This window comes from Klebsiella sp. PL-2018, assembly GCF_019048985.1.
Classification (GTDB): domain Bacteria; phylum Pseudomonadota; class Gammaproteobacteria; order Enterobacterales; family Enterobacteriaceae; genus Klebsiella; species Klebsiella michiganensis.
Window position 1 is genome coordinate 4,044,603 of record NZ_CP077673.1, and the last position, 11,124, is coordinate 4,055,726.

The 11,124-nt window shown below is 54.6% G+C and carries 7 protein-coding genes; 2 read left to right on the forward strand and 5 right to left on the reverse strand.

Annotation, left to right across the window (positions count from 1 at the left end; genetic code table 11):
* Window positions 1-36: 36 nt before the first annotated feature.
* The 4 genes from alkB to MKleb_RS18875 all read right to left on the reverse strand — a co-directional run bounded on the left by alkB (window position 37) and on the right by MKleb_RS18875 (window position 4,079).
* Window positions 37-687, reverse strand: a complete 651-nt coding sequence (alkB, locus tag MKleb_RS18860; RefSeq protein ID WP_025106711.1) for a DNA oxidative demethylase AlkB — start codon at window positions 685-687, stop codon at window positions 37-39.
* Entirely contained in the window at window positions 687-1,751 is a 1,065-nt protein-coding gene (gene ada, locus MKleb_RS18865; protein ID WP_025106710.1) for a bifunctional DNA-binding transcriptional regulator/O6-methylguanine-DNA methyltransferase Ada, read from the reverse strand. The genes alkB and ada overlap by 1 nt, the downstream gene beginning before the upstream one ends.
* Window positions 1,752-1,823: 72 nt before the next feature.
* Window positions 1,824-2,876, reverse strand: coding sequence for an FAD:protein FMN transferase ApbE (apbE, locus tag MKleb_RS18870; RefSeq protein ID WP_025106709.1), 1,053 nt, complete (start codon window positions 2,874-2,876; stop codon window positions 1,824-1,826).
* 102 nt (window positions 2,877-2,978) lie between these two features.
* Window positions 2,979-4,079 carry a porin OmpC gene (locus MKleb_RS18875; protein WP_025106708.1) on the reverse strand — a complete coding sequence of 367 codons (1,101 nt, stop codon included), beginning with the start codon at window positions 4,077-4,079 and terminating at the stop codon, window positions 2,979-2,981.
* Between the two features lie 771 nt (window positions 4,080-4,850).
* Here MKleb_RS18875 and rcsD point away from each other — a divergent pair.
* Both rcsD and rcsB read left to right on the forward strand, forming a co-directional pair.
* Window positions 4,851-7,511 (forward strand): phosphotransferase RcsD, encoded by a 2,661-nt coding sequence (gene rcsD, locus MKleb_RS18880; protein WP_217076069.1) that lies wholly within the window; start codon window positions 4,851-4,853, stop codon window positions 7,509-7,511.
* 16 nt (window positions 7,512-7,527) lie between these two features.
* Window positions 7,528-8,178, forward strand: coding sequence for a response regulator transcription factor RcsB (gene rcsB / locus MKleb_RS18885; protein WP_004103995.1), 651 nt, complete (start codon window positions 7,528-7,530; stop codon window positions 8,176-8,178).
* Window positions 8,179-8,222: 44 nt separating this feature from the next.
* Here rcsB and rcsC read toward each other — a convergent pair whose 3' ends face one another.
* Window positions 8,223-11,069, reverse strand: coding sequence for a two-component system sensor histidine kinase RcsC (rcsC, locus tag MKleb_RS18890; protein WP_108703513.1), 2,847 nt, complete (start codon window positions 11,067-11,069; stop codon window positions 8,223-8,225).
* Window positions 11,070-11,124 lie beyond the last annotated feature (55 nt).

Below are 11,124 nucleotides of genomic sequence, written 5' to 3' on the forward strand. Positions count from 1 at the left end.
ACTGCTCGACGATGACAGCAAGAATAATTCTTATTTTTATTCTTTATTACCCGCCAGGCGGAAAGTGAGATTGTAACGACAGCCGCCGGTAGCCGGATGGATGCCCTCTTTCAGCGGTTGAATACCGTGGTAAAACAGCCGCGATTCGCCGCCCCAGACCACCACGTCGCCGTGCTCCAGCAGCACCCGCTGCAGCGGATCGTTACGCCGCAGGCTGCCAAACTGAAATATCGCCGGAAGCCCCAGAGAGACGGAGACAATCGGCGCTCGCAGGTTTTGCTCGTCTTTATCCTGATGCAGCGACAGCTTCGTTCCCGGCTGATAGCGGTTGATAAGACACGCATCCGGGGTAAAGCGCGCATAGCCGCTCGCTGCCGCCGCTTCTGCGGCCAGTTCGCGGAAAAGCGGCGGCATCTGCGGCCAGCGCTTGCCCGTCAGCGGATCGTCGGCAGCATAAAGATAGCCGTGCTGATTGGTGGTCCAGCCCAGCTCGCCGCAGTTGGTCATCGCCACCGACATCGTATAGCCGCCGGGGGTAACCATCTGGCGAAAAGGCGAACGACAGGCAATCTCGCTGATTGCCTGCAAAAGCGCCGGCGCGCGCTCTCGGGCGTAGCGGCGCAAAATTATCGCCCCCGGAGCCAGCGGCTCCTGCCAGGGCGGTGTATCGGCAAAAAGATCGAGCATTATTTCTCCTCGGATGACGCTTCTCGCGCCAGCAGCAGCGCCTTGCGCGCCGTCCCCCAACGATAGCCGGATAGCGCCCCATCCTCGCGAACGACCCGATGACAGGGAATAACCAGCGCCAGTTTATTCGCAGCGCAGGCGCTTGCCACCGCCCTCACCGCGCGGGGGCGGCCAATACTTTGCGCCACCTGGCGATAGCTGCGGGTCTCCCCCGCCGGGATCTGACGCAGCGCCTGCCAGACCTGAAGCTGAAACGCCGTGCCGCGCAGATCCAACGGCAGGGAAAACGGCTGCCGGTGGTCATCAAGATGGGAAAATACCTGCGCCACCCGCTGACGAAAAATCTCGTCGCCCGGATGCAGCCGCGCATTGGGGAACAGGCTGGCTAATTCCGCATAGAGCAAGGCGTCGTCCTCTCCGGGCAGCACGGCGCACACGCCCCGCTCACTCTCAGCCACCAGACAGCGTCCCAGCGGACCGTCGCCGCATACCCAGGTAATATCGATATCCCCCCCGCCGCGGCGAAACTGGCGGCCGGTCATTCCCAGCGCGGCGTCAGCCTGCTGGTAGTAGCTGCTACTATCCGGAAAACCGGCAGAGAGCGCCGCATCGGTAATTTTCTCCCCCTGCCCCAGCGCTTCGCGTAAACGGCGAGCGCGCCACGCCTGTTGCCAGGCTTTAGGGGTCATTCCGGTGACGGATTTAAAGAGGCGGTGAAAATGAAAGGGGCTGACCGCAAGCTGGCGTGCCAGCGCTTCCAGCGTTATCGGCGTCTCCTGCTCCAGCAGACGGCACGCGGCAGCCACTTTCTCTACCTTCTGCTGCTGCGGATCGGTTTTTTCCGGCTGGCAACGTTTGCACGGACGAAAGCCTGCCGCCTGCGCGCTTGCCACATCAGGATAAAAGCGAACATTTTCCCGCAGCGCGCGGCGCGAGCGGCAGGAGGGGCGGCAGCAGACGCCGGTGGTCAGCACGGCAAAGACAAACTGACCATCGGCGCTGGCATCGCGTTCGCATACCGCCTGCCAGCGGCGCTCATCGGTATCAATCATTATCGTTTTCATCACGGACTCCTGCTGTAAGTGTATCTTCAGTGTGGGCCGAAGTCCGTCATCAAAAACCCGAAATCTTGCGCTTTAATTTTTCTCGCCAACGAGGAAAGTGCGGAACTGCGGCGACATCCAGGTTTTAAACCCGTCCCCCTCTTTGATAATCATATAGACCGCCAGCCCCTGTTCGCGTACCACGTCCCGCGCTTTTTCCGGCCCCAGCACCATCAGCCCGGTGTCCCAGCCGTCGGCTTCCAGCGCCGTCGGGGCGATAACGGTCACCGAAACCAGTTTATGATCGATAGGCCGCCCGGTTTGCGGATCGATAACGTGCGAGATGCGCTTACCGTCCAGCTCATAGTAGTTGCGATAGCTGCCGGAGGTGCTGATGCCGTGGCCGTTGATATCAACGATCGCCTGTACCGCGTTTTCGCGATCGGTTGGCTTCTGGATCGCCACCCGCCACGGCTGCCCTTCCGCATTCATTCCCCGGCTCGCCAGCGCGCCGCCCACCGAGACCAGGTAGCGCGAGATCCCCTCCTGCTCCATCAGGCGCGCCAGATGATCGGCGGCGTAGCCTTCACCTACGGTAGAGAGATCGACAAACAGATCCGGAATATCTTTTTGCAGAAACTGCTTGCCGGCCTGGTTGATCACCGTCAGATGCTGTAATCCGCTGCGCGCTTTTGCCGCGGCAATCTGCTGCGCATCCGGCGTTTTGACCGGCTGTTTATCCGGGCCAAAGCCCCATAAATTGACCAGCGGCCCGACGGTGATATCCATGGCGCCATGGGTTTTTGCGCCAATGCGCAGCGACATCGTCACGATATCCGCCATCGCCTCGCTGACCGGCCACGGCGAGGTACCCGGCGAATGGTTAAAGCGCATCAGCGCTGAATCGTTCTTCCAGGTAGAAAGCAGACGATCGTCGGCATCCAGCTGAGCCTGAACTTTCTGGCGCAGCGCCTCGGCCTTCGCCTCATCAACGTTGATGACGCTAACCCGCCAGAATGTGCCCATGGTTTTACCCTCCAGCACGGTGGCGGCGGATTTTGGCGTCTGGGGAGTGGTGGCTGAATCACAGCCTGAAAGTAATACGCAGGCGCCGAACAGGGCGGCGCGGAAAAAAGTGATATCCATAAAATTGGCTTCCTCTGGCTAAGGCGCAAAGAGTACACCAGCAAGGTTAAACCGGGCATAAAAAAAGGCGCCATCGGCGCCTTTTTTCAAACTTCAGCTTGCTTAGAACTGGTAAACCAGGCCCAGAGCAACGATGTCGTCGGTAGAAACACCGGCGTTACGAGTGAAGCTGTTGTCGTCCAGCAGGTTGATTTTGTAGTCAACGTAGGTGGACATGTTTTTGTTGAAGTAGTAGGTAGCGCCTACATCAACATATTTCAGGATATCCTGGTCGCCGTAGCCTTCCAGATCCTTACCTTTGGACTGCAGGTAAGCCACGGACGGACGCAGACCGAAGTCGAACTGGTACTGAGCAACCACTTCGAAGTTCTGCGCTTTGTTAGCAAAGCCCAGGGAACCGGCGCGAGTTGCGTTGTAGGTCTGGGTGTACTGAGTCGCCAGGTAGATGTTGTTGGCGTCATATTTCAGACCACCGGTATAGGTTTCAGCGTTGTCGCCGCGGCCCAGAGCCAGCTGGCTGTTCTGATCGCCATTACGTTTGGAGTGAGAGTACGCGAAACCAGCGCTGATACCGTCGTAGATATCATAGGTCAGGGAGGTGCCGTAACCGTCGCCGTTCTGTTTCAGAGGGCCACGACCGTTGTTGGTCGGGGAAGTACCTTCACCGCTTACGCTGCCGTTTTTACCCTGATACTGCAGAGCAAAGTTCAGGCCGTCAACCAGACCGAAGAAGTCAGAGTTACGGTAGGTTGCCACGCCGTTAGCGCGAGACTGCAGGAAGTTGTCAGAACCGTAGGTGTCGCCGCCGAATTCCGGCAGAACGTCAGTCCAGGAAGTTACGTCGTAGACAACGCCGTAGTTACGACCGTAGTCGAAAGAACCCGCGTCGCCGAATTTCAGACCAGCAAATGCCAGACGAGTCCACGCCTGATCGCTGGAGCTCTCGGTGTTGTTTGCCTGAACGTTGTATTCCCACTGGCCGTAACCGGTCAGCTGGTCGTTGATCTGAGTTTCGCCTTTGATGCCCAGACGCATGTAGGTCTGGTCGCCATCGGAAGATTTGTCGTCAGAGAAATAGTGCAGACCGTCGATTTTACCGTACAGGTCTAATTTGTTGCCATCTTTGTTATAGACTTCAGCCGCATTCGCTGCGCCTGCTACCAGCAGTGCCGGTACCAGGAGGGACAGTACTTTAACTTTCATGTTATTAACCCTCTGTTTGTTATATGCCTTTTATTATTGCCACTGCTTACTGATTACCCTTCTAATCAGTCGGCTGTTTCATTGTGCTGCAAAACGAGGAATAATCCAACAAGAATATGATACTAAAACTTCTAAGATGTTTCAAAATACCCACAAGATGTTTCAATTTGTAAATATGAGGGAACTTTTTTTCGGCCCTAAATGGGTAGCGAAATAAGCACTAATAATCAAAAAATACAAATTTTTAATCCCTGTCAATGAGTTACACGGTTACATATCTATAGCACTGAATGGTAAAACAAAACTCTCGTCTGCGACTAAAATTACCCTCGCTATCATCATTAACTTTATTTATTACCGTCATTCAGTTCTGAATGTCTGTTTACCCCTATTTCAACCGGATGCCTCGCATCCGGTTTTTTTTACCCTTCTTTACACATCTTTAATTATTCCATGCTACCGGCGAAAAAAATAACGGTTATTAATCAAACAGCTTGCGAATAAACTCAAAGCTGTTTATATAATTTCTTGTTATTTAGTGCTATTTCCGTTAGTCAATCCGTAAGTAATTGTACAAAATCACTCGGGCCGTACATCTTTGCTCGCCGCGCGGGTTTGGGATAAGTCTCAAGGCAAAAAAGTCGTTGTATAGTATTCAGATGTATGGATTTTGGGCGTTAACCTTTATACTGTTCATAGCATCTGCGCTGCCCCCGGTTAACTTGGTGCAACAGTCCGTTTACACATACTGATGAGTCGTACTCTCACACGATGACCCCGAAAAAATTTTCCCTGATACCCGGCAACATTACCCGCTTCTTTATTCTCATGGTCATCGTCCTGCTGGCGACGATGGGGGTCATGATCCAAAGCGCCGTTAACACCTGGCTAAAAGATAAAAGCTATCAGGTTGTCGATGTCAGCTACGACTTACATAAACGCATTGATACCTGGCGCTACGCCACCTGGCAAATTTATGACAATATTGCCGCGACCTCGTCCAGTTCAGCCGCAGAAACAGGGTTACAAGAGACGCGTTTAAAGCAGGACGTTTACTACCTTGAGAAACCCCGGCGCAAAACTGAAGCGCTGATTTTTGGCTCTCATGACAGCTCAACGCTGGAAATGACGCAAAAAATCTCCAACTATCTCGATATCCTGTGGGGCGCCGAAACCATTCCCTGGTCGATGTATTACCTTAACGGCCTGGATAACAGCCTGATTCTGGTTTCAACGCTGCCGTTAAAAGATCTCTCCTCCAGCTTCAAAGAGTCGACCATCAGCAGCGTCGTTGAATCACGACGGGCAGAAATGCTGCTGCAGGCCAACACGTTAGATGAACGCGAGACGTTTTCGTCGCTGCGCCACCTCGCCTGGCAAAACGGCTACTACTTCACCTTACGCACCACCTTTAACCAGCCCGGCCACCTGGCGACCGTTGTGGCCTTCGATCTGCCCATTAACGATCTCATCCCTCCCAGTATGTCGCTGGAGAGTTTCCGCCTGGAGCCCGATCCGTCGCAGAACGTCAGCGCCAATCCGGATAAAGAAACCGCCGACATCGTCAGCATTAACTTTAACGGCCCGCAGATTGAAATTATCACCACAATTAATACCACCGGTATGCGCCTGGTCTGGATGGTGCCCTTTAGCGAGCTGATTCTGGAGTCCTTGCAGAGTATTTTACTGCCGCTGCTGCTGAACATTGGCCTGCTGGCGCTGGCGCTGTTCGGATTTACCACCTTCCGTCACTACAGCGGCCGTAAAAGCATCGTGGGAACGGCCGTTTCCTCGGCCGCCAATAGTGAATTACGCGCCCAGCGCGCCATTCACGAAGAGATTGTTTCTCTGCTGCCGCTGGGGCTGCTGGTGCACGATCAGGACGCTAACCGGACGGTGATCAGCAATCCGATTGCCGATCATCTGCTGCCGCATCTGAATCTGCAAAACATCATCAACATGGCCGATCAGCACCAGGGCGTGATTCAGGCGACGGTGAACAATGAACTGTATGAAATCCGTCAGTTCCGCAGCCAGGTGTCGCCGCGCACGCAAATCTTTATTATTCGCGATCAGGACCGCGAGGTGCTGGTGAATAAGAAACTCAAGCAGGCCCAGCGCCTGTATGAGAAAAACCAGCAGGGCCGTACGGCGTTTATGCAGCATATCGGCACGGCGCTGAAACAGCCGGCGCAAACGCTGGCGGAAGAAGCCGCGGCGCTCGGCATGGCCGAAAGCCGCAGGCTGGCCCAGCATGCCGATGAACTGGTACAGCTGGTTGATGAAATAGAGCTGGCAAATCTGCTGGAGAGCGATAGCTGGAAGAGCGTTCAGGACCTGTTCTCAATTCAGGAATTGATCGATGAAGTGGTACCTGAAGTCCTGCCCATCATCAAACGCAAAGGTCTGCAGCTGCTGATTAACAACGCGCTACCGGCCAATGAGCAGCGCTACGGCGATCGCGACGCCCTGCGCCGCACCCTTTTACTGCTGATTCAGTACTCGGTGACCACCACGTCTATTGGCAAAATAACCCTGGAAGTCAGTAAAGATGAATCCGCGGACGATCGTCTGACCTTCCGTATTCTGGATACCGGCAACGGCGTTTCGGCGAACGAAATCGATAATATGCACTTTCCGTTCCTCAACGATACGCAGGCAGACCTTTACGGCAAAGCCAACGCCCTCACCTTCTGGCTCTGCGATCGCCTGACGCGCAAGCTCGGCGGACAGCTCAATATCAAAGCGCGCGAATCGCTGGGTACCCGCTACTCCCTGCATCTAAAAATGGCCGCCAGCGCGGAGGAGAGTGATTCGGGTGAACATCTGCTGGATGAAGTGGTGATTATGCTTGATGTGACCGCCAATGAAGTCCGCCGTATCGTGACCCGTCAGCTGGAGAGTTGGGGAGCTACCTGCATCACCCCGGATGACAGAATCACAAGTCAACAATATGATCTCTTTTTAACGGATAATCCGTCTAATCTTACTGCTTCGGGCTTGCTTTTAAGCGATGATGAAGCCCGGGTTCATACGATTGGTCCTGGTCAGCTCCGCGTAAACTTTAATATCAGCGCTGCGCTGCAGGAAGCTATCCTGCAATTGATTGAGCAGCAGCTTGCTGAGGAAGAGGAGCAGCCATCCTCTCCCGGGAACGAAAGTAACGCCGAACTGCATGCCAGCGGCTATTACACGCTGTTTGCTGACACGGTACCAGATGATGTTAAGAGGCTGTATAATGAACTGGCGACGGGCGATTTCGCCGCGCTGGCGCAAACCGCCCACCGCCTCAAAGGGGCATTTGCTATGCTAAATCTGGTACCCGGCAAGCAGTTATGTGAAACGCTTGAGCATCTGATTCGTGAAAAAGATGCGCAAGGCATAGAAAAATATATCAGCGACATTGACGTTTACGTCAAGAGCTTGCTGTAGCAAGGTAGCCTAATACATGAACAATATGAACGTAATTATTGCCGATGACCATCCGATCGTACTGTTCGGTATTCGTAAGTCACTTGAACAAATTGAGTGGGTGAACGTTGTTGGCGAGTTTGAAGACTCCACCGCATTAATCAACAATCTGCCTAAACTGGACGCACACGTCCTGATTACCGATTTATCGATGCCCGGTGATAAATACGGCGATGGCATTACGCTTATTAAATACATCAAGCGTCATTTCCCGGACCTGTCAATCATTGTACTGACAATGAACAACAACCCGGCGATCCTGAGCGCGGTTCTGGATCTGGACATCGAAGGGATCGTCCTGAAACAGGGTGCGCCGACCGATCTGCCTAAGGCGCTCGCCGCGCTGCAAAAAGGCAAAAAATTCACCCCGGAAAGCGTTTCGCGCCTGCTGGAAAAAATCAGCGCCGGCGGTTACGGTGACAAACGTTTGTCGCCCAAAGAGAGTGAAGTGCTGCGTCTGTTCGCCGAAGGCTTCCTGGTCACCGAGATAGCCAAAAAGCTCAACCGCAGTATCAAAACCATCAGTAGCCAGAAAAAATCGGCGATGATGAAACTCGGCGTGGAAAACGATATCGCCCTGCTCAACTACCTCTCTTCCGTTTCCCTGAGCTCAACGGACAAAGACTAACGTCTCTCTTCCCGGATAGCGCGGCGCTATCCGGGAAACGTCTTTTATTCCCTGCCCTTACGTACCCGCGCGGCGTAGACCGTCAGCGTCTGCTTGATAATATCCAGAGTGACCGGTTTTGAAAGGCAGCTGTCCATACCGGACTCCAGGCAGCGCTGCTTCTCCTCCGCCAGCGCGTTGGCGGTCACCCCAATAACCGGCAGCGTAAGCCCTAGCTGGCGAATGCGCTGGGTCAGGCGATAACCATCCATATTCGGCATGTTGACGTCGCTGAGCACGATATCAATATGCTGCTTGCTCAGGACATTCAGCGCATCGACCCCGTCATTTGCCGTCACGCACTGATAGCCCAGCGATCCCAGCTGATCGGCCAGCAGACGTCGGTTAATCGGATGATCGTCCACCACCAGGATCATCATGTCATCATTGCTGGCGGTTTGCGCATCCGCCGCGGATAGCGCAGGGCCGTTTTCCGTACTGGCCATGGCAATATGGAAGATGCGGGCCAGCAGCGGCAGCAGCTCGTGCGGCGTGGCCACGCTATGCAGCCACTCGCCGGGCGCCCGCTCCTGTGGAATACCGATATGCCGACGAGAGAAGATCACCATCGCGCCGCCGTCCCAGGCGTCATGCGTCTCGCTATCGGTCAACAGAATATCCTCCGCGCCCGGCGCTTGCCCGTCAAAATGACGGACCGGAATACCGTGGTATTTGAGCAACTGCTCGACGAACAGCGCCAGCGAGCTGTTATCAATCGCCAGCCAGCAGCATTTTTCCGCCAGGCCATCAATATTCGGCGACGGCATATTTTGTACGCCATAAAGCGGGATACGAATAGTGAAGCGGCTGCCCATACCTGGCTCGGTTTCAACGGCAATATCGCCATCCATCATGCTGATAAGCTTTTCACAAATCGCCAGACCGAGTCCGGTCCCCTGGAAATTACGCTGCACGCCGGTCCCCACCTGGAAGAACGGGTCAAACAGGCGTACGACCTCTTTCGCCGGGATCCCTTCCCCGGTATCGCGCACGCTGATGCGCAGATAATCCTCCGCCCGCTCTACGTGCAGGATAATGCAGCCGGTATCGGTAAACTTAATCGCGTTACTCAGCAGGTTTGAAATAACCTGCTGCAGGCGCATCGGATCGCCGGACATCAGCTGCGGTACGTCAGGTTCAATAAAGCAGTACAGCCCGAGATGTTTCCGCACCACCAGCGGCAGATAGTTGGCGGAAATATGGTTCATGACCTCGCGCGGCGAAAACTCCCGCGGCTCAATTTTGAGCTGTTCGGACTCAATTTTCGAGAAATCGAGGATGTCGCTAATAATTTTCAGCAGCAGGCTGGAAGAGTTGTTCATCGCCGTCACCAGACGATCGACGCCCTTCGGTAGCTCTTTGGTCTGCAATAAATCGAGGTTACCGATAATCCCGTACAGCGGCGTTCGCAGTTCGTGGCTGACGGTGGCAAGGAACATCGATTTCGACTGGCTGGCCTGCTCGGCGGCCTGGGCCATCTCCTGCAGCGACTCCTCCATTTTGACGCGCGCCGAGACATCCACCAGCACGCAAATCGCCACGTTCTCGTTACGGTAGCGCGAGTGGACAAAGCTGATTTGCAAATTGGTATTGTTGCTGGTCAGCACATCGACAAAGTTCACCTGCTGGCCGCAGATAATTTGCGTCAGCCGCTGCCGATCCTCATGGGTTAGCATATTGAGATAGTTATGCGCCAGCTCGTTACTCAGGATATTGGTGCCGTCGATCGTACGTAAAATACAGATCCCCACCGGCGCGGAGGCAACGATTTTTCGGTTGAACTGCTCGTGCTCTTCGAGGCGCTGGGCGTCGTTTTCAGCCGGAATAAAAATCCGCCGTTCATACATGCGGGCAAGCGCAAAAAGGAGGCCGCCGGTAAGCAGATTGAGCACCACGGCGTTCAGTATCAGCATCCGGATGCGTTCCAGCACCTGATCCACCGGCACCGAATAGACAATGCTCAACGATGACGGCGGCAAGCTTTTTTTCATCGCCAGCTCGCGAAAACCGGCGGTATAGCCGAACCACAGACGCTCCTGCATCCACTTCGCATCCGGTTTAATATTGCTGTCCGACCCGGCAAGCGAGATCAGCGTCTGTCCGTTATCGTCGAGAATCGTCACGTTCATCGGCAGACTGCCTGGGGTAAAGAAGCTTTCCATGCGGATGGTTTGCTCTACGCCGAGCATGGCCTGCAGGCGGTTCGCCACATAGATTGGGGTCAGCGCATAGAAATAGCCAACGCCCGGACGCACGCCCTGGCTTATCCAGAACAGATTGTTACCGCGCTCGTTTTGCGGCGCGTCGCGATACTGCTCAATGCGCTGATGCAGCACTTTTAACGCCTGGTCCCGCTCCAGCGGAATATCGCGCAGGCCGAAGTTGGCCATACACAGATTGTCGCTGCCAATCATAAAAATACGATTGAGGTCGTAGGCCGTTGAGAAATTGTCGCGCCAGTAGCGCATAAACCACGCCAGTGACTGCAGCGAGTTACGCCAGGTCGTACTCATCAGCGCGCAGTCGGAATCCGGGTAGAGCGGTTCAAAATTAGGGATCGTAATATCGCCGCGCTGCACCGGCGTATCGCCGCCTTCGCTGCCGTCCATCGGCCGGTTGCCGGCAACGTATTTCAGCTCTTTGATCACATCGGCCGTACGCTGTATGTAGCGCTGCGCCTGATCGGCATTGAGGTTAAATTCCTGGCGAATTTCCGATTCGCGATCGTGCAACGCATTGACGATGTAAAACACCGAAACAAAAGCGACCAGCACCCACAGCAGTATCGCCAGCGCTCTGAACAGATAGCGTGAAACCTTTAACGTGTTATGGAAAGAAGCTAGATATTTCAATGTGGCGATGCTCGGCCGTCAGGGGCTCAACAGAATGGCGTTAAGGTAACGATAA

Coding starts and splice junctions, on each gene's coding strand:
- alkB (WP_025106711.1), bottom strand. CDS start 687: ATGCTCGATCTTTTTGCCGATACACCGCCCTGGCAGGAGCCGCTGGCT.
- ada (WP_025106710.1), bottom strand. CDS start 1,751: ATGAAAACGATAATGATTGATACCGATGAGCGCCGCTGGCAGGCGGTA.
- apbE (WP_025106709.1), bottom strand. CDS start 2,876: ATGGATATCACTTTTTTCCGCGCCGCCCTGTTCGGCGCCTGCGTATTA.
- MKleb_RS18875 (WP_025106708.1), bottom strand. CDS start 4,079: ATGAAAGTTAAAGTACTGTCCCTCCTGGTACCGGCACTGCTGGTAGCA.
- rcsD (WP_217076069.1), top strand. CDS start 4,851: ATGACCCCGAAAAAATTTTCCCTGATACCCGGCAACATTACCCGCTTC.
- rcsB (WP_004103995.1), top strand. CDS start 7,528: ATGAACAATATGAACGTAATTATTGCCGATGACCATCCGATCGTACTG.